At 62.4% G+C, this 18,188-nt stretch carries 20 protein-coding genes; 9 read left to right on the forward strand and 11 right to left on the reverse strand.

All coding sequences use genetic code 11. The annotated features are described in order from the left end of the window. Window positions 1–10: 10 nt before the first annotated feature. Window positions 11–2,134, reverse strand: coding sequence for a putative bifunctional diguanylate cyclase/phosphodiesterase (locus tag BT173_RS13165; protein ID WP_072429125.1), 2,124 nt, complete (start codon window positions 2,132–2,134; stop codon window positions 11–13). Between the two features lie 129 nt (window positions 2,135–2,263). Here BT173_RS13165 and BT173_RS13170 point away from each other — a divergent pair, with 129 nt between their 5' ends. Then, a complete protein-coding gene (locus tag BT173_RS13170; protein WP_072429126.1) occupies window positions 2,264–2,851 on the forward strand; it encodes a GNAT family N-acetyltransferase in 588 nt (195 codons plus the stop codon). Here BT173_RS13170 and BT173_RS13175 read toward each other — a convergent pair. Both BT173_RS13175 and BT173_RS13180 read right to left on the reverse strand, forming a co-directional pair. Next, window positions 2,807–3,598 (reverse strand): substrate-binding periplasmic protein, encoded by a 792-nt coding sequence (locus BT173_RS13175; RefSeq protein WP_072429127.1) that lies wholly within the window; start codon window positions 3,596–3,598, stop codon window positions 2,807–2,809. The two genes, BT173_RS13170 and BT173_RS13175, sit on opposite strands and share 45 nt — an antisense overlap. Before the next feature lies 1 nt (window position 3,599). Beyond that, window positions 3,600–5,228 carry a methyl-accepting chemotaxis protein gene (locus BT173_RS13180; protein WP_072429128.1) on the reverse strand — a complete coding sequence of 543 codons (1,629 nt, stop codon included), beginning with the start codon at window positions 5,226–5,228 and terminating at the stop codon, window positions 3,600–3,602. Window positions 5,229–5,444: 216 nt separating this feature from the next. Between BT173_RS13180 and BT173_RS13185 the strand changes: the two genes are divergently transcribed. The 4 genes from BT173_RS13185 to BT173_RS13200 are packed head-to-tail and all read left to right on the forward strand — an operon-like array spanning window position 5,445 to window position 7,534. Next, entirely contained in the window at window positions 5,445–6,374 is a 930-nt protein-coding gene (locus BT173_RS13185; protein ID WP_072429208.1) for a tRNA dihydrouridine synthase, read from the forward strand. 56 nt (window positions 6,375–6,430) lie between these two features. Beyond that, window positions 6,431–6,793 carry a YkgJ family cysteine cluster protein gene (locus tag BT173_RS13190; RefSeq protein ID WP_072429129.1) on the forward strand — a complete coding sequence of 121 codons (363 nt, stop codon included), beginning with the start codon at window positions 6,431–6,433 and terminating at the stop codon, window positions 6,791–6,793. Then, a complete protein-coding gene (locus BT173_RS13195) occupies window positions 6,772–7,110 on the forward strand; it encodes a YkgJ family cysteine cluster protein (protein ID WP_072429130.1) in 339 nt (112 codons plus the stop codon). The genes BT173_RS13190 and BT173_RS13195 overlap by 22 nt, the downstream gene beginning before the upstream one ends. Window positions 7,111–7,135: 25 nt before the next feature. Next, the gene (locus tag BT173_RS13200; RefSeq protein WP_072429131.1) at window positions 7,136–7,534 is read left to right on the forward strand and encodes a group II truncated hemoglobin; all 399 of its coding nucleotides are present in this window, start codon (window positions 7,136–7,138) and stop codon (window positions 7,532–7,534) included. A 209-nt stretch (window positions 7,535–7,743) separates the two neighbouring features. Here BT173_RS13200 and BT173_RS13205 read toward each other — a convergent pair whose 3' ends face one another. The 5 genes from BT173_RS13205 to BT173_RS13225 form a co-directional block, all read right to left on the reverse strand. Beyond that, window positions 7,744–8,226 carry a nuclear transport factor 2 family protein gene (locus tag BT173_RS13205; RefSeq protein ID WP_072429132.1) on the reverse strand — a complete coding sequence of 161 codons (483 nt, stop codon included), beginning with the start codon at window positions 8,224–8,226 and terminating at the stop codon, window positions 7,744–7,746. A gap of 46 nt (window positions 8,227–8,272) precedes the next feature. After that, complete coding sequence (gene grxC, locus BT173_RS13210; protein ID WP_072429133.1) at window positions 8,273–8,536, reverse strand: glutaredoxin 3; 264 nt, start codon at window positions 8,534–8,536, stop codon at window positions 8,273–8,275. Between the two features lie 149 nt (window positions 8,537–8,685). Beyond that, entirely contained in the window at window positions 8,686–9,552 is an 867-nt protein-coding gene (locus BT173_RS13215) for an HD-GYP domain-containing protein (RefSeq protein ID WP_072429134.1), read from the reverse strand. Window positions 9,553–9,681: 129 nt separating this feature from the next. Next, complete coding sequence (locus tag BT173_RS13220) at window positions 9,682–10,056, reverse strand: hypothetical protein (protein WP_139256158.1); 375 nt, start codon at window positions 10,054–10,056, stop codon at window positions 9,682–9,684. A 46-nt stretch (window positions 10,057–10,102) separates the two neighbouring features. Further along, on the reverse strand, window positions 10,103–10,642 hold the full coding sequence (locus tag BT173_RS13225; protein ID WP_072429136.1) for a carboxymuconolactone decarboxylase family protein: 540 nt from the start codon (window positions 10,640–10,642) through the stop codon (window positions 10,103–10,105). Window positions 10,643–10,776: 134 nt separating this feature from the next. On the opposite strand from BT173_RS13225, the gene BT173_RS13230 reads away from it, so the two are divergent. Then, window positions 10,777–11,676 carry a LysR family transcriptional regulator gene (locus tag BT173_RS13230; RefSeq protein ID WP_072429137.1) on the forward strand — a complete coding sequence of 300 codons (900 nt, stop codon included), beginning with the start codon at window positions 10,777–10,779 and terminating at the stop codon, window positions 11,674–11,676. 27 nt (window positions 11,677–11,703) lie between these two features. Here BT173_RS13230 and BT173_RS13235 read toward each other — a convergent pair whose 3' ends face one another. The 3 genes from BT173_RS13235 to BT173_RS13245 all read right to left on the reverse strand — a co-directional run bounded on the left by BT173_RS13235 (window position 11,704) and on the right by BT173_RS13245 (window position 15,332). Further along, window positions 11,704–13,776, reverse strand: coding sequence for a 2Fe-2S iron-sulfur cluster-binding protein (locus tag BT173_RS13235; protein ID WP_072429138.1), 2,073 nt, complete (start codon window positions 13,774–13,776; stop codon window positions 11,704–11,706). Window positions 13,777–13,920: 144 nt separating this feature from the next. Further along, complete coding sequence (locus tag BT173_RS13240; RefSeq protein WP_072429139.1) at window positions 13,921–14,547, reverse strand: glutathione S-transferase family protein; 627 nt, start codon at window positions 14,545–14,547, stop codon at window positions 13,921–13,923. 248 nt (window positions 14,548–14,795) lie between these two features. After that, window positions 14,796–15,332 carry a carboxymuconolactone decarboxylase family protein gene (locus BT173_RS13245; RefSeq protein WP_072429140.1) on the reverse strand — a complete coding sequence of 179 codons (537 nt, stop codon included), beginning with the start codon at window positions 15,330–15,332 and terminating at the stop codon, window positions 14,796–14,798. 412 nt (window positions 15,333–15,744) lie between these two features. On the opposite strand from BT173_RS13245, the gene BT173_RS13250 reads away from it, so the two are divergent. From BT173_RS13250 to tauA, 3 genes are all read left to right on the forward strand, one after another. Next, window positions 15,745–16,515 carry an EAL domain-containing protein gene (locus BT173_RS13250; protein ID WP_072429141.1) on the forward strand — a complete coding sequence of 257 codons (771 nt, stop codon included), beginning with the start codon at window positions 15,745–15,747 and terminating at the stop codon, window positions 16,513–16,515. A 97-nt stretch (window positions 16,516–16,612) separates the two neighbouring features. After that, window positions 16,613–16,945: a DMT family transporter gene (locus BT173_RS13255; RefSeq protein ID WP_139256160.1), complete on the forward strand. Its 333-nt coding sequence runs from the start codon at window positions 16,613–16,615 to the stop codon at window positions 16,943–16,945. A gap of 210 nt (window positions 16,946–17,155) precedes the next feature. Then, window positions 17,156–18,157, forward strand: coding sequence for a taurine ABC transporter substrate-binding protein (gene tauA / locus BT173_RS13260; protein ID WP_072429143.1), 1,002 nt, complete (start codon window positions 17,156–17,158; stop codon window positions 18,155–18,157). The last annotated feature ends 31 nt before the right edge of the window (window positions 18,158–18,188 follow it).

An 18,188-nucleotide genomic window follows, 5' to 3' on the forward strand; every position in this document is an offset into this window, starting at 1 on the left:
GCCGGCCGCTTCAGGCTGGCAGGCTCCAGCGTCCATTGCAGGCGCTGAACCAAGCGTCGAATTCGGCCTGCGGCATTGGGCGGGCGACCAGATAGCCCTGCACCGAGTCGCAGCCCAGGCTGCTCACCGTCTGCCAGGCCTCGGCGCTTTCCACCCCTTCGGCCACCACTTCCAGCTTGAGGATATGCCCAAGCTGAACGATCGCGCGCGCAATCTGGATGCCCTCGGCCTCGTGCAGGCGCAGGATAAAGGAGCGGTCGATCTTCAGCTGATTGACCGGCAGGCGCGAGAGATAGGCGAGCGAGGAATAGCCGGTGCCGAAGTCGTCGATGGACAGCTTGAAGCCCAGCTCACGCAGGCGGCGCAGCGCGGCCATCACCCGCTCGGGTTCGCCCATCACGGCGGACTCGGTGATTTCCAGGCACAGGTCCTGCGCATTGGCCCCGGTCTCATTCAGTAGGCATTCCACCAGGCTCACGAAGCCCGGGTCTTCCATATCGCTGACCGACACATTGACCGATACGCGCAGCTGGCGACCGGCAGCGTTCCAGCGCAGGCTTTGCTGCATGCATTCGCGCAGCATCCACAGGGTCAGGCTGCGTATCTTGCCGGTCTGCTCGGCAAAGGGGATGAACTGGTTGGGCGGCACCCAGCCGCGTTCCGGGTGCTGCCAGCGCACCAGCGCTTCCACGCTGTTGATATAGCCATCCTGCAGATTGACCTTGGGCTGGTAGAAGGCCACCAGCTGGTGCTGCTCGATGGCGGTCTTCAGCTCGCCCAGCAACGAGAGCTGGCTCTTACGGTTTTCTTCCTGGTGCGCGTCGTAGACCATGAAGTTGGCCAGCGTGCGCTTGGCCATATACATGGCCGATTCGGCCTGGCGCAGCAGCATATGTGCGCTGGTGCCGTGTTCTGGGAAGAAGGCCGCGCCGGTGCTGCCGGCCACGTCGATGCTCTGGCCGGCAATCGCGAGCGGGTTTTCCAGCACGCTGTGCAGGCGGCGCAGCACCGGCTCCAGATTGCCGCGATTCACGCCAGGTAGCACCAGCACGAATTCATCGCCCGAGAAGCGCCCCAGATGGTCGCTTTCGCGCTGCACCTGGCGCAGACGCTGGGCAATGCTCTTCAGCGCGGCATCGCCCACGCTATAGCCGAGATAGTCATTGATGTACTTGAAGCGGTCGATGTCCACCATGATCACCGCTACGCTGTCCTCGCCCTGCTGGGCGTTGTGGATTTCCTCGCTGATCAGCTCAGCCAGGCGCACACGGTTGGGCAGCTCGGTCAGTGGGTCGATATAGGCGAGGCGGGTGATTTCCTGTTCGCGCTCGGCAATCGCACCGCTCATCAGGTTGAAGGCCCGCCCCAGGCGCGCCACTTCGTCATTGCCACGGATGGGCACGCGCGCCTTGTAATCTCCCATCGCCACCCGTTCGGCCGCGCTGGCCAGCTGCGCGATGGGTGCGGCCAGCAGGCGGGCCAGCAGCAGCGATCCGATCAGGCCGGCCAGGAAGGTCAGCATGCCGATGCCCAGCGCATGCAATAGCGCCTTGTCCAGTTCCACCTGCAGCTGGTCCAGGTCGATATCCGCACCGAAGATCAGCGTGCTGCCATCCTCGCGCTGCATGGGCACAAAGACCGAGCGGAACTGGCCCCAGCGGTCACGGTATTCGGCGAAGCGTGCTTCGCGTTCATTAAATGCTTCAAATAGTGCGGCGGGCGGGTCGGTGTAGGCGCTCAGATAGCGGCCATAATTGCCGGCGCGGATTTCTTCCTCGCTGGCACCGTCGGCCAGATAGCGCACGGTGTCGCCATCGCGGATGAACACATACAGATAGCGCACGCCGACCTTGTTCGCGTAGTCATGCAGCAGGCGGCTCATGGCCAGGTAGCGCTCTTCGGGCACGCTACCGCTTTGTGGCAGCGCGCGCAGATACTCATAGCCGATGATCTTGGGCAGCGCAGCCGCCGCGGTATTCAGCCGCGCGTCTACGGTTTCGCGCACACTACGCGCCTGCATATTCCAGGCATAGGCGGCGTAGGCGATGGTGGCGGCCAGGTTGACCAGCATGAACACCAGCAGAATCTTGGTGCGCGCGGTATGCGGCATCAGGCGGGCAAGCTGGCGTTGCAAGGGTCGATTCTCCCGGTGGGCGATGGATTGGGCAGCGGTTTCAGCGCGCGGGGCAGGGTGCGGGTCGCGACGCTCGGCGGGGCAGTATGGAGAAGCGTGCGTGTTCGATCAAGATAAGGATGTGCTGATATGACAATCATTCGACCGGCGGTGCCCGGCGACCAAGCCGCGCTGTACCGGATTTGTCTGCTTACCGCCGATGCCGGAGCGGACGCCAGCGCAGCGGGCCGCGATGCCAGCTTGTTCGGCCATTTGTATGCCGGCCCTTATCTGGCCCTGCAGCCCGATTTCGCCTGGGTGTTGGAGGACGCCGATGGCCCCTGCGGCTATGTACTGGCCACCCCTGATTCGGCTGATTTCTATGCGCGCATGGAGCGCGACTGGTTGCCGCCCCTGCGCGCGCAGTACGCGGCGCAAGCCGGTGATCCGCGCGATGCCGCACTGCTGGCGCAGCTCAATCAGCCTTGGGCCTTGGCTCCCGCACTGCACGACTGGCCGGCCCATCTGCATATCGACCTGCTGCCGCGTGCGCAAGGGCAGGGCCTGGGCGCCAAGCTGCTGCAGACCGCGCTGACAGCACTCACCAATGCCGGGGTCACGGCCGTGCACCTGGGCGTGGATCCGCGCAATCAGCGCGCACTCGACTGGTATGGGCGCTTTGGTTTTCATCCCTTATTTCGCCAGCCCGGCTGTATCTGGCTTGGGCGTAGTGTTTGATGACTTGCTGGCCTTGGCGAGGTGGGCCAGATAGCGCTCGGCATACTGTTCGAGATCAAGCCCGCTGAGCTGGCGGTTCAGAGCCTGGCGCAGCCGCTCGGCACTGGGCGACTGATTGAAGCAGACATGCAGGGGCAGGCGGCGGGTCAGATTGGCCGGGCCGACCAGCAGCTGGTCCAGCCCCAGCTTGTGCTGGTAATAGCTGAACACCCGCTTGTCGACCACCGCCGCCGCCAGCCGGCCAGCGGCCAGTTTGTTCAGGTTTTGCACATCGCTGCTGCTGTAGTCGGCCTGCACCTTGCCGGCATAGATCAGCGCATCGATCTGTTTGCCATTGTCGTAGCCTTCCACCACGCCGATGCGCTTGCCATGGAATTCGCTCGCCTCGCGCCAGATGGTCAGTGCATCACTACGCTGTGCGAGCGTGAGCTGGTAAGAGCCGATCGGGTCGGACAGCTGGCCGCGCGCGGCCGCGCATTCGATGGGCGAGGCAGAAAAGAAACCCAGCGCGCCTTCCTCGCCCTGCATGGCCAGACTAGTCGCACGCTTCCATGGGTAGATCTTGACCGTGAGCTGATAGTTTTCCCGCGCCAGCGCCTCGCGCAGCAGACTGCTTAAAAAGCCTTGGCCCGCCAAACTGCCCGAATAGGGCGGCCATTCCAGGCTGTTCAGCTGCACCGGCTCGGCCTGGGCCAATAGGCTCAGCCCGAGCAAGACAGGGATGAGGGCGCTGCCGGGGCGCCGCATCTCAGTCCACCACGAAGCGGCCGATCTGCACATTCAAGCCCTGCGACAACTCGCCGAGCCGGCGCGCGAGCAGATTGGCCGACGACACCGAGGCATGGTTCTCCTCGCTCATCTGGGCGATCTGCTCCACGTTCTGGGCAATCTGGGTGGCGGCAATGCGCTGCTCGCGTATCGCATCGGCAATCTCGGTTAATGTACGCACGGTGTTACTGGAGCCCGTACGGATTTGATCCATGGCGCCAGCCAGTTCGCGCGCACACGCCACGCCGGTGTCGATGCGACTACTGGCCTCCTGCATGCGCTGGTCGGCGCTGTCGGTATCACGCTGCACGGTGTCGATCTTGCTGGAGATATCCATGGTGGCATTGGTGGTGCGCTCGGCCAGCTTGCGCACCTCGTCGGCTACCACGGCAAAGCCGCGTCCCTGCTCGCCGGCGCGCGCGGCCTCGATGGCGGCATTCAGGGCGAGCAGATTGGTCTGGTCGGCGATTTCCTTGATTACCTTCACGATGCCGCCGATTTCATCCGAGCGCGCATTCAGGGCCTGGATGGCCTGGCTGGCTGCGGCCAGTGCATCGGCGATATGGGCGATCTCGTCGGCGGTGCGCCCGGCCAATTGTTGTCCGCTATCGGCCTGCCGCACCGCTTCGCTGGCATCACTGCGCACGCTGTCAGCATTGTCCGAGACCACGGCGATGCTGGTGGTCAATTGCTCGATGGCCGCGGCCACGGCTGCCGAGGCCGAGGCCTGGTGGCTGGAGGCGGTGGCCACCTGCTCGGAGATGCTGTTCATCTCGCTGGCCGAGCTGGCCACCTCGCGCGCGCCGCTGCGGGTTTCCTGCACCAGCTTGCGCAGGCCGTCCAGTACCCGGCAGAAGGCATTCACCGTGCGCCCGACCTCATTATCGCCATTGCTGGGCATGGCCACGGTCAGGTCGTTGCGGTCGGCAATTCGGCTGGCGGCACTCTGTGCCTCGTTTAGCGGGCGGCGTATCGATTGCGCCACGCCGATCGCCACTGCCACGCCGATCAGTAAGGCGACGCCCGACTGCAGCCAGAGTGCACGCTCGGTGCTGGCCTTGGCACTGGCCAGCTCCTGGGTTACCTGGGCGGCCTTGGCCTCGGTCAGCTTGAGCAGGTCATTGAGCGAATCCTCCATGCCGCGCACAAAGGCCTTGTACTCGCCCATGGCCTTATTCGCATCGGCAGTGCTGCTCAGTCCTTGACCAAGCTGGCTACTCACCTTGTTGAAGCCTTCCGCGTACTTGTCCATCTGGCTGGATAGATTGACGATCTGCTCGCGCGTGTCGGCGCCCGCCAGGCCCTCGGCCTGCTTGAGGCTGGCCTTGGCCTTCTGCAGCGATTCCTGCCATTTGGCCTGGTATTCCTTCACCTTCTCGGCCGAATCGAGGTTGATGAAGCTGTCTTTCTCATAACGGCGCAGATTGCCGACGTGATAGCGCGTGTCGCTGGCCGCGGTGTTCAGGGCAATATCGCCTTCCACCAGTGTCTTCACGCGTGTGTACTGGCTTTCCACGCCCCAGCTACCGGTGATCGCCACCGCCAGCATCAGGGCCAGCAGCAAGGCAAAGCCGATGCCGATGCGTAAGGCAAAACTGAGGTTTTTCATGCTTGCTTGCTCCGCTGTGACCCGAATCATCGCCCGTGGCTCGCCCGCGCCCGGGCCGGCGCGCTGGATGAGCCCTGCCTGGTCGCAGCGGGCATGCTGCTGCCGCCGAGCCAGGCTTGTATCCGCTTTATAGACGGGAATGCGCCGGCATGCGGATTCGGAAAAGCCGGCCGTATTTGCTAGAATCCGCGCCTTTTCAAGAACTTGGATTTCATCTTGCGCATTGCTCTTGCACCGATGGAGGGTTTGGTCGATGCCCCCTTGCGCACCGCCCTGACCCGTATCGGCGGTGTGGACTGGTGCGTGACCGAGTTCGTGCGCGTGACCTCCACCCTGCTGCCACCACGTTACTTCAAGCGCGTGGCACCCGAATGGGCGAACAACTGGCACACCCCGGCCGGGGTGTTGCTCAAGCTGCAGCTGCTCGGCTCCGACCCAGCCTGCCTGGCCGAGAATGCCGCACGGGCAGCGGAACTTGGCGCGCCCGGCATTGATCTGAACTTCGGCTGCCCGGCCAAGACCGTCAACCGACATCGCGGCGGAGCCGTGCTGCTACAGGAACCCGAGCTGCTGCACGCTATCGTCAGCGCGGTGCGCCGCGCGGTGCCGGCCGCGATTCCGGTGACCGCCAAGATGCGCCTCGGTTACGAGAACACCGATCTGGCGCTGGACTGCGCGCGCGCGCTGGCCGATGGCGGTGCCGAGGAGCTGGTCGTGCATGCGCGCACCAAACTCGATGGCTACAAGCCGCCCGCGCACTGGCACTGGATTGCCCGCATCAATGAGGCGGTGGCCGTGCCGGTGGTGGCGAATGGTGAAATCTGGACGGTGGCCGACTTTCTGCAATGCAAGGCCGAATCGGGCTGCGAGGATTTCATGCTCGGCCGCGGCCTGGTGGCGCGCCCTGATCTCGCGCGGCAGATTCGCGCCGCCGTGGCGGGCGAGGAAAGCGATACGGTCGAATGGCCCGAGATGCTCGAGGTGATTGCCGAGTTCCATCAGGGCCTGATCGGCCATGGTGCGCCGACTTATGCCCCGGGTCGGCTCAAGCAGTGGCTCGGCTATCTGCGCCGCAGCTATCCGGAAGCCATCGCGCTGTTCCGCCAGATTCGCACCCAGCAAGCACTACAGGTGCTGCCCGCCTGAATGGCAGGCAGCTTGATCACCAACCGGTAACGCTTATACGCCCCCACTGAAACACCATGACTGCCGTTCGCGACCCTCACCCCTGCCTGGCCTGCGGTGCCTGTTGTGCCGCCTTTCGTGTGTCGTTTTACTGGGGTGAAGGCCCGGAGCGGGGTTTGCCCGAGGCCTTGACCGAACGGGTCAATGACTTCTATGCCTGCATGCGCGGCACCTGGCGTGCGGCACCGCGTTGTACGGCCTTGCAGGGCGAAGTGGGGCAGGCTACGCAATGCAGTGTGTACGCGGCGCGCCCCAGCCCCTGCCGCGAGGTACAGCCAGGCGATAGCCAGTGCACGGCCGCGCGGGCGCGCCATCAATTAGCCCCGCTTGCTTTAGCGCAAAGCGAACTGGAAAGCCGATGCACGACAATACCTGCCTGAGCTGTGGCGCCTGCTGCGCGGCCTTTCGGGTCAGCTTCGACCGCTCGGAACTCGACAGCGAAGGCGGCCGGGTGCCGGCCGGGCTGGCCGATTTCGAGAATGACTACACCTGCCGCCTGCGCGGCACCGATTACGCGCGGCCGCGCTGTGTGGCGCTGGTGGGCAAGATCGGCGAACAGGTCAGCTGTGGCATCTATGCCGAACGCCCCGGCCCCTGTCGCGAATTCGCCCCACTGGCCGAGCACGGCATCTTCCCCGCCGCCTGTAATCGCGCACGCAGCCGCCATGGCCTGCCCGCGCTGCCGGTGGCCGACTAAACCTTTTGATTGACAGAGTACCTTGATGAGCGAAACACAGGAAATCACCCCCTACGAGCAGATCGGTGGCGAAGCGGCCGTACGCCGCCTGGTCGACCGCTTCTATGAAGTGATGGACACCGACCCGGTGGCCGCCGGCGTGCGCGCCATCCACCAGGCCGATCTGAGCGATGCAGCCAATAAGTTGTTCATGTTCCTGTCCGGCTGGCTGGGCGGCCCGCCGCTCTTCGTAGAGAAATATGGCCACCCGGCCCTGCGGGCACGCCATATGCCCTTCCGGGTAGACACGCGCATGCGTGATGAATGGCTGTACTGCATGTACAAGGCGATGGACGAGCAGCTGGGCGAACAGCCCGCGCTGCGCGAACATCTGGAACAGGCTTTCATGCGCACGGCTGATTTCATGAGAAATGTCGAAGGCTAGGTATGCCTGCATTCAGTGGATATTTGAGCTCAAGGTTAAGCGCCTGGTCTACTGAAAGCTATTCACTACACCTAGGCGCTACCGTTGCTCGCGCTCGGGGATGGCGTCGATCATCTTGCTAACGGCAACAAACCTACCCACAAATTTCTAACGGTTTTGTTCGCCGGGTACAACTTATCCTAGCCTCAGTGTAAACCCGGCGGGCTAGCTCACAGCCCCATTTGACTCAGACCGGGATGATGGTCCGGGCGCTTCCCTTGCGGCCAGTGGAATAGCCGCTCAGATTCAGGAATAGCCAAGTCGTTGATACTGGCGTGGCGAACCTCCATCAGACCCTGTCCATCGAATGCCCAGTTTTCGTTGCCGTAAGCCCGGAACCACTGACCCGTATCGTCATGCCATTCGTAGGCAAAGCGGACGGCGATCCTGTTGCCGTTATAAGCCCACAGTTCCTTGATCAGCCGGTAATCGTGCTCGCGCTGCCATTTCCGGTGCAGGAAGGCTTCAATCTGTTTTCGACCCTGCAGGAATTCGTCGCGGTTGCGCCAGCGGCTGTCTGCCGTATAGGCCAGCACAATACGGGCTGGATCGCGGCCGTTCCAGGCATCTTCGGCAGCCCTAACCTTGGCAACGGCGCTATCGTGGTCAAAAGGTGGAAGAGGCGGCCGGCTGCTGCTCAGTGGGTTGCTCATGATGCGTTACCGATTTGTGAGTTGTGGGAGGACGATCATCTAGCGCTTAGGGCTTGAGTCCCAGCAAGGGAGCGAGATCACCGCTCTGTTCAAGACGTGCCAGATCGTCAAAGCCGCCGATGTGCTGGCCGTTGATGAAGATCTGCGGCACGGTGCGTCGTCCGCTGCGGGTGATCATCTCGTCACGCAAGGCTTCCGACTGCGCGATATTGAGCTTGTTAATCGCGGTGATGCCCTTGCGGCTGAGTAAGCGCTCTGCTTGCACGCAGTAGGGGCAGGTGCTGGTGTGATACAGGGTGATGTCGGTCATGGTGCTTCCTTGGGGTGCGTGTTTTGTGAACAGGCCATACTCTGACGTTGTTGCTAGCTGCGTGGAATGCGCGCTCATGGCAAATCACTGTTTCGTTATGCGGAATAATGCGAATGTGCCAGCGTGCCGCTGGCCGCGCTAACAGTGACTCACACCAATAGCGGGGTCCATGCGTCCAGCAGGGTGCTGAGCAGACTGGTATCAGGCAAGGGCAGGCTCTGACTGCCATGGGTTTGACCAATATGTGCTGCGTGCAGGCCACCGCCGCTTTCCTGCCACAGATAACGCGCATTACAGGCCGGGCAGTCGGCATGCTCACCGGGCTGGGTGGTGCGATTACGCTGAATCACCGGGCCGCAGCTGACGCAGACCCCGAGCGGAATGCCCTCGTCGCTGTGGCCGACGATATGGTCAAAGACACCGGTCTCGCCCAGGGCGACAAAGTGGCGGGCCAGTTCGGCGTCAAACTGCGTGCCTGCGGCGTTGGCGATCACCGCCAGTGCCTTCGCGATGGGCATGCCCTGGCGATAGGGGCGGGTGCTGGTCATGGCATCGAAAGCGTCACAAATGCCCACCAGTCGCGCATCCAATGGGATGGTTGTGCCGACCAGCCCCATCGGGTAGCCCAAGCCATCCGGTGTTTCGTGATGATGGAAGACCACGTCCATGACCAAATGTGCCAGCGGGTGCTCGGCCAGAATGCGCTGGCCGATGGTCGGGTGGGTCTTGATCACCGCATATTCGTCATTGTCCAGCTTGCCCGGCTTGCGTAGCACGGCATCGGGGACGCCGATCTTGCCGATGTCATGCAGGAAGCCAGCGAGGGCAATGCGGCGTATTTCCTTGTCAGGCAGGCCCAGGGATCGCCCCAGTTCCTCGGCCATCCGCGCCACGCGCCATAGATGGCCGCCGGTGTAGGGGTCGCGTGCTTCGACCATCCAGGCCATCAGCATTAGGCTGCGCAGCAGGCCGTGTTGGTGAGGCGCTTGGCGGGCTTCAATGGGCAAATGCGTCATGGCGAGGATTGTTACGTATCGGTAGCGAGAGATATTGATATCTGCACGGTACAGCGCAGTGTCGGATAGGCCTTGCTCTTGCCGAGGCACCATCCGACACATCGTTGTGCAGGCCGTGATGGGATGGCTTTATTTGCTCATGTCCACGTCGTACCAGGGCGTAACATTGATCGGGCAGCGGTAACGGAAGCCATTGGCCGTGACCGTGACGCGGGTCGTCTTGGTCTCGTCCGGATTCAGGCCGAAGCCGCCCAGCAGTTCATGGGTCTTTTGATCCTGCACATTGAAGCCGACAAACTTGCCGGCCTTATTGGTTACGACAAAGTCGTACTCGCCGGGCTTGAGGTCGGTCAGGGTTTCCTTGGCAGCAAAGTAGCCGTTGTACTCGGTCAGGTGAATGGTGGTGACGCCGTCCTTGGTCACCGGCGTGGCTGCAAAGACGGGGACGATCAGGGCGGCGGCCAGGGCCAGTTGGGCGAAGAGACGGGTGCGGGCGATGTTCATGATGGTTTCCGATTCAAGTGAGTGGGCAGATGCGTTAGGCGGCGGTTTACTTGGCCGATACCTTGGGGAAGTCGATATCGGTCTGGGCGACGTTGTTGACGTAGTTGGTCAGCACATTCAGGGCAACGACCAGCACGATTTCCACCACCTCAGCCTCGTCGAAGCCAGCCTGCCGCAGCGCGGCCAGGTCGGCGTCGCTGACGCGGCCACGCTCGGTGGCGACGCGGTATGCAAAGCGCAGAGCGGCGGCGGTTCGGGTGTCGCTGCTGTGGTGATCACGGGCGGCGGCGATTTCGGCTTCGCTGAGCTTGGCAACATGCAGGCCCAGATAGGTGTGCGCCGACAGGCAGTAGTCGCAGCCGTTGTACTCGGCCACGGTGAGGGCGATCCGCTCGCGCAGCGCGGCGTCGAGCTTGCCCTTGTTCAGCGCAGCATTGAGCGAGAGATAGCCTTCCAGTGCCGCGGGGCTGTGGCCGACCAGTTTCATCAGGTTGGGCACGACGCCCAGTTGTTGCTTCACGGCGGCCAGCAGCGGCTTGCTGGCTTCGACGGATTGTTCGACGGTAGGGATGCTGATTCGGCTCATGATGGGTCCTTGGTTGGGTGGCTTGCGGTTCGCAGCGCCTGGTGCGTTGCGAGTGATGCCACTTTGCCAAAGTTCACCTGGTAGAAGAATGGCCTTAAAATGCAATAGATTATTCCGATTATGGGAATGAAAGCATGGACAGACTGCACCTGATGACGGTGTTCGTGGCGGTAGGTGAGGAAGAGAGTTTTGCCGGTGGGGCACGGCGGCTGGGCATGTCGCCACCGGCGGTGACGCGGGCCATCTCGGCCCTGGAAGCCCGCTTGGGCGTGAAGCTGCTGCAGCGCACGACACGCTATGTTCGGGTCACCGAGGCTGGCCAGCGCTATCTGGACGATGCCCGCCGCATTCTTGGCGAAGTAGACGAGGCTGACGAGGCCGCGGCGGGCATCAATGCCGCGCCACGTGGCCATCTGACGGTGACGGCCCCGGTGCTGTTCGGCAAGATGTTCGTGATGCCCGGCATTGTCGATTACCTGAGTCGCTACCCCGATGCCGATGTCTCGGCCTTGTTTCTGGACCGCGTGGTGAACATGCTGGAAGAGGGCGTGGATGTGGCGGTGCGTATCGGCCCACTCCCGGACTCCAGCATGCGTGCCATCAAAGTGGGCCAGGTGCGGCGGGTGCTGTGCGCCTCACCGGCTTACTTGGAGCAGCATGGGATTCCGCAATCGCCGCAGGCTTTGCGCGAGCGGACGGTCATTGCGGCAAGCGGGGTATCACCGGCGGTGGAATGGAAGTTCGGGCCGGAGTCTGCTCCGGCTAACATCAAGCTGAAGCCGAGACTCACGGTGACCAGCAACGACGCCGCGATCGAGGCCGCCCGCAGCGGTCTGGGCATCACCCGACTGATGTCGTATCAGATCGCGCCCCATCTGGCAGCGGGCGAACTCAAGATCGTGCTGTCCGAATATGAAAACGCGCCTTTGCCCATTCACATCGTGCACCGCGAGAGCAAGTATGGGTCGGCCAAGGTGCGCAGCTTCATCGACCTGATGGCAGATCGCCTACGGGCCGACAAGCATCTGAACTGAACATGATTTATTGCTCGGCAAACAGATTCAGAGCGCGAGCACGATGCGCGCAGCTTGATCGGCGCTACGGGCGGGTAGGGCACAGCATGGCAAGACCTCCCCCTCGGCGAGCGCATACGCCGGCTGTTGCGCGTAGGTGACCGCGCCTTCCAGCAGTGCCACCTTGCAGGTGCCGCAACTGCCACCGCGGCAGCTGAACTCGGGTGTCAGACCGCGCGCCTCGGCCAATTCGAGCAGGCTGCCATCACCGGCTTGCCAGCGTGCTTCCTTGCCTGATTCCGCAAACAGGACCTTCACATCGTGATCGGCCACAGGTGCCATTGCCGGCATCGCCGTCTTGGCATCCGCTCGACGCGTCAACGCCGCCGGCCCGAAGGCCTCGGCGTGGATGCGGTCATCGGCAATGCGTAAATCGCGCAGGCCGTCATACAGACTTTGCATGAAGGGCACCGGTCCGCACAGATAGAAGTCGTAGTCATCCAGCGGCAGCGCCGACTTGAGCAAGGCCAGATCGATATGGCCGGCGACTTCGTAATCGCGCCCATGAACGCGGTCTGCTTCGGGCTGGCTGGCCAGTCGTACCACCTGCAGCGCGTTGCCGGCGCGATGAAGCAACGCGTCGATTTCCGTGTCAAATGCCCGCTCGGCGACCGTGCGGGTGGCATAGAACAAATAGCTCGGGCGGACTCGACGGGTACGCAAGCCCTCGTATACGACATGACGCAGCATGGCCAGCATGGGGGTGATGCCGATGCCACCGGCCAGCAATACCAGTGGTCGCCGTTCCGCCGCATCCACCACAAAGTCGCCTTGCGGGGCACGTGCTTCGATCAGATCGCCAATGTTCAGCGCATCGTGCAGATGGCCGGAGACGCGGCCACCACGCTTGACGCTGATGCGGTAGAAACCATCGGACGGCGCCGCCGACAAGCTGTAGGTACGGATCACTGGCTTGTCCTGCCCCGGCAGGGACAGGCGGATTGGCAGGTGTTGGCCCGCCTGGAAGCTGGCCAGGCCCAGGCCATCGGCCGGGCTCAGGTAGAAGGAGCGTACCGCTGAACTCTCTTCGACAATCCGCTCGATGCGGAATGGCCGCCAGGTGTTCTGCAACTTTGCCGCAGCCTGCCGCTCTGCTGCTTGCTCCCATGAGCCGGTCATCAGCGAATTGGGCGAGAAGCCCCGAAGTTGCCAGCGCAAAGCCAACACGGCACGGCGGCGCACGACCCGCTCGACCTTGAGGCGCCACAGGCGCTCGGCACCCTGAAAGGCGGCAATGTCGTCACCCGCAAACTGGATTTCAGTACTGCCGCTTACTTGCAGCATGTCGCCGCTGGCAAAGTCGATGAACACCAGGCCTGCCTTGGGGTGGACCAGCAGATTGCCCAGCGTGTTGAAATGCATATTCCCGGCAAAGTCGGGAATGGTGAGGGTGTCGCCCTCTACGCGGACAAAGCCCGACTTGCCGCCACGGTGCGAAACATCGACCTGCGGCCCCGGCGTGTCAGCGTCGCCGGGAAAGCAGCTGGCAACAAAGAAAGTATCGGCGCTGGTGATGGCGTCCTGCGCTGCCGCATCGAGCCCGTTCAGGTGCTCGACGGCGCCGGCATAGGCCTGCCCTGGCGGCTGGGCAAAGGAGAACGCCCGGTCCTGAATGTATTGCGGGCAGTTACCAAACGAGTGCCCAACCTGAACGGCGATATCACCGTTCGGCTGCAGGCGAAGCTGTCCATTCATGCGGTTGCGGCGGCGGGTATGCAGCTCGATACCCAACAGGCCGATGGCAGCGCCATCGTGCAGGCAATCGAGCAAGGCATCACCGGCTGTCGGCTGGGCACGAATCAGCAACTGGCGCGGATCGGGTGACTGGATGAAGCCCGGCATGCCTTCCAGCACGCTGGCCCAAGGGTAGCCTTGCGCATCGACGCCACCGGCCACAATAAAGGGCAGTTGCGCATAAAACGTACGGTGCTGGTCCGGCATGTAATCACGGATGACCCGACGGCCAAAGGCCTCCATCTGGGCTGCGGTACCCATCTGTTCATGGATTGCCCGTTCACCGCGATGCCAGGGGGAGGGAGTGCCAGTGTCCGGGGGGCTCATGATGCTTCCTTCAGTTGGGTGCGACTTGAATCCACTGATGTGTCTTTGTACTGCCTGGCCTGGGCGTATGCCCACAGCCAAAGTCCCGCAAAGTGCGGCGGGCCAGCAGGGCGGGCAAGCTGCCCGCCCTGGGCAACTGACTGATCAGGCTGCCAGCCCGACGGCGGTTTTCTGCATGCCGACAAAGCCGGGCAGCGCTTCAATGCGACGCAGCCAGGCGCCCACGTTCGGGTACGCACTCAATGCCACATTGCCTTCGGGCGCGTGGGCGATGTAGGTGTAGTTGGCAATATCGGCAATGCTGGGCTTGCTGCCAATCAGGAACGGACGGTTGGCCAGTTCGGCGTCCATGACCTTGAGCAGATTGTGCGCGCGATTGATCACTTCATCGGCGTTGAAGCCAGCGCCAAACACCGTCACCAGTCGCGCTGCGGCCGGACCGAAAGCAACCAACCCTGCGGCGACCGACAACCAGCGCTGAACCTTGGCTTCACCTAGCGGGTCGGTTGGCAGCCAATCGCTGTTGCCGTACTGGCGGGCCAGGTACACGAGGATGGCATTGGAGTCCGCAATCACCGTGCCGTTATCGTCGATGACCGGTACTTGGCCGAAGGCATTCAGCTTGAGGAAGTCCGCTTGCTTGTGTTCGCCCTTGCGCAGATCTACTTCGATCAGCTCGGTAGGCACATTGAGCAGCGATAGCGCCAGCCGGACACGGTGCGCATGGCCGGACAGGGGGAAGGTATAGAGTTTGACGGGATGGCGGGACATGGGAAGGCTCCAGGGTGAGTTGGGTTGGGGTTAGAAGGTGCAATGAAGCTGCAAGGCCAATTCAAGGTGATTGGCGCCGTCCGCCAGGGCCAGCAGATCACGGCCCTCGGCAATGGGGGGAAGGTGCGGTGCATGGTTAGCGAGCACTGGCCAGCTGAAGCCCGATACCGCTTGTGATGGCCTGGCGAGCCGCTCAGGACGCCCAGCACACCGGCGGGACAGCAGGTAAGCAATCATGTTGGTTGCCCTCAATTCAAGGTGAGCAAGGGGGAGTCGATCTCGACCTGACTGACCTTGCTGATCAGATTGCTCAGGAAGTTCAGACCCGCATGGGTGATGACCTCGATGATCTCCGCTTCTCTGTAGCCGGCATCACGCATGGCCTGGAGTTCATCGTTACTCAGATCACCACGCTGTTCGATCAGCCGGCAGGCAAAGCGCACGGCTACGGCTGCCTTGGCGTCGTGACTATCGCCCAGCCGGTTTGCATCCATTTCGGCGCCGCTTAGCCCAGCCTGGCTGCCCAATTGCGTATGCGCCGAAAGGCAATAAGCGCTGCCGTTCTTCTGGGCCAGGGCAATCGCTATCCGCTCCCGAGTGGGGAGATCAAGGCTGCCCTCTCGGGCGAGACCCTGTAGACCGAGAAAGGCCCGCAAGGCTGAGGGCGAGTTGGCCAGAATTCGCAGCAGATTGGGTACACGACCCGATGGTTTATCGGGCGCCTGCAGCAAGACTTGCTGTTCGATTGTGGCCATGTCAGGTGTGATGAGCGCGATTCGGCTCATGGTGGATCCTTGTAGTCAGTCATCTCTGCATCGGCGTGGCGATGCGGGAGTCGTTACTTTGCCCAGAATCAAGGCGGGGAAGAATTCCCGAGTTGATTAATTAATTATTTCTTCAGCCGGAATAATTGTTGTGAGCGTGCTGCTGAGCCTGTTGGGGGCAAGCTCCCCTTCCTTCCTGGGTAGGCCATGCGTGGGTCATCCAGTCATCCGGCATCGCCATCCCGCTGGGGTAAACCCAACCTCCCAGCAGGCTCAGCGTGATTCTCACCAATGGATGCAGGCGTTGGCTCGGAGTCGATACCCTTGCGCTTGTCGGTGAGGTTACTCACTACCGTCGCGGCATGAGGCTAGATTGCGTAAGCCTGGACACTTGTTATGCTCAAGTGGTCGATCTAGCAGGAAGGAAATGCAGATGGGAACGCAGTTCTCGACGCCGTTTCATGCCGTGGGCTGTAGCGACTGCAAGGTGCCAGGCCTACTGGGCTTCGATTTCACCATGGCGTTTCAGCCTATCGTGGATATCGAGACGGGCCTGCCCTATGCCTATGAAGCGCTGGTGCGTGGCACGGGCGGGGAGGGCGCGGGCTGGGTGCTCGCGCAGGTCACCGATGCCAATCGCTACCGCTTTGACCAGGCTTGCCGGGTCAAAGCGATTGAGCTGGCGGCCCACTTGGGGCTGCATCAACTGCCCGACTGCAAGCTCAGCATCAACTTCCTGCCCAATGCGGTCTATCGCCCGGAAACCTGCATACGCGCCACGCTGGAGGCCAGCCAGCGCTTTGCCTTTCCGGCGGATCGGCTGATGTTCGAGGTGACCGAGGGTGAGCGGGTCAGTGATACCCAGCACCTGAAGAATATCTTTGCCGAGTACCGCCGCCAGGGCTTCACCACCGCGATCGACGACTTCGGCTCCGGCTACTCTGGGCTCAATCTGCTGGCCACCTTCCAGCCCCAGGTACTCAAGCTCGATATGGAGCTCACACGCAATATCGATGCCGACCCGATCCGCCAGGCCATCGTCTCTGGCGTGCTGCTGGTGGCCGAGCGCCTGGCCATCACCATCATCGCCGAAGGCATCGAAACCCAGGCCGAGTGCGACATGCTGCGCAGCATGGGTGTACGCTATTTCCAGGGCTATCTATTTGCCCGCCCGGCGGTGGCAGCCCTGCCGCTGAGGCCCTAGGCCCGCTACGCCTCCGGCAAGCGGCGCGCTTGTCCTCGCGCCGCCTTTGCCCGTAAGCCTTGCCACCACCTGTCATTCCGCCTCAGGAGCAATCCGCTTGACGATGTATCTCTATCTCGCCGCCGCCATCGTGCTGGAAGTGATCGCCACCACCTGCCTGAAGGTCTCCGATGGCTTTACCCGACCGTGGCCCAGCGTGGTGACCGCCGTTGGCTATGCGGGCTCCTTCTACTGCCTGTCGATTGCTTTACGCAGCATGTCCACCGGCGTGGCCTATGCGATCTGGTCCGGCGTGGGCATCGTGCTGATTTCGCTCCTGTCCTGGCTGCTGTTCAAGCAGCGCCTTGATGCACCTGCCCTGATCGGCATGGGCCTGATCATGGCTGGTGTGATCGTCATCAATACCTTTTCGCGTAGCGTCTCGCACTGAGCATGCGTGCTGTGCTGGTTAGCCTGGCTCGCCCGGTATGAGTAGCGCCTGCTGATGACTGGATTTATATTTATATTTGGAATAAAAATCTAATTTTAAATAATTAAAATACATAAAAACCCCTTGCTAGAGTGCTCCTACACCAGCGACCGCTTGCACCGTGCCTAGCGATCAATCTGGCCCGTTGCACCATCACTCAAGGGGATCACCATGTTGAAGCACATCAAGCTGCTGGCACTAAGCAGCGCCCTGGCCGTCACCGGCCTGGCCGCACAGGCCGACGAAGTCACTATTGCCTACCAGACCGGCATCGACCCATCCAAGGTCGCCCAGGCTGACGGACTGTACGAGAAGGCCACCGCCAGCAAGATCAATTGGCGCAAGTTCGAGAGCGGTGCGGAAGTGATTGCCGCAGTGGCTTCGGGCGATGTACCGATCGGCAATATCGGCTCCAGCCCATTGGCGGCCGGTGCCAGCCGTGGCCTGCCCATCCAGACCTTTCTGGTCACCGCGGTGATTGGTGATTCGGAGGCCTTGGTGGTGCGCAATGGCGCCAAGATCAGCAAGCCACAGGACCTGATCGGCAAGAAGGTGGCGGTACCGTTCGTTTCCACCACCCATTACAGCCTGCTGGCCGCACTCAAGCACTGGAAGGTCGACCCCAAGCAGGTGCAGATCATTAATCTGCGCCCCAGCGAAATCTCGGCAGCCTGGGCGCGTGGCGACATCGATGCCGCCTATGTCTGGGAGCCTGCCCTAGGCAAGGCCCGCGCCAGCGGTAAGGTGCTGGTCAGCTCGCAGCAGGTGGCCAAGTGGGGCGCGCCTACCTATGACCTGTGGATCGTACGCAAGGACTTTGCCGAGAAAAATCCGCAGTTCCTGACCCAGTTCGCCAAGGTGACTGGCGAAGCCTATGCCCGCTACAACGCCGACCCGAAGGCCTATGCGGCCAACCCCGACAATGTGGCCAAGATTGCCCGCCTGACCGGTTCGGACCCGGCCGATGTGCCTTTGCTGCTGGCCGGCAATGTCTATCCCTCGCTCAAGCAGCAGACTGAGCTGTTGCAAAAGCCCTTCTCCAAGGCGGTATCTGATACCGCCGCCTTCCTGAAGTCGCAGGGCAAGGTGGATGCACTGCAGCCCGATTACGCGCCCTATGTCACGAATCGCTTTGTGAAATCCGCGCTGGACGCGCAGCTCGCCGCCAAGTAAGTCGCGGCTGCCTCATGTCTGCAAAGACTGC

This window comes from Chitinimonas taiwanensis DSM 18899, from assembly GCF_900119825.1.
Taxonomy (GTDB): domain Bacteria; phylum Pseudomonadota; class Gammaproteobacteria; order Burkholderiales; family Chitinimonadaceae; genus Chitinimonas; species Chitinimonas taiwanensis.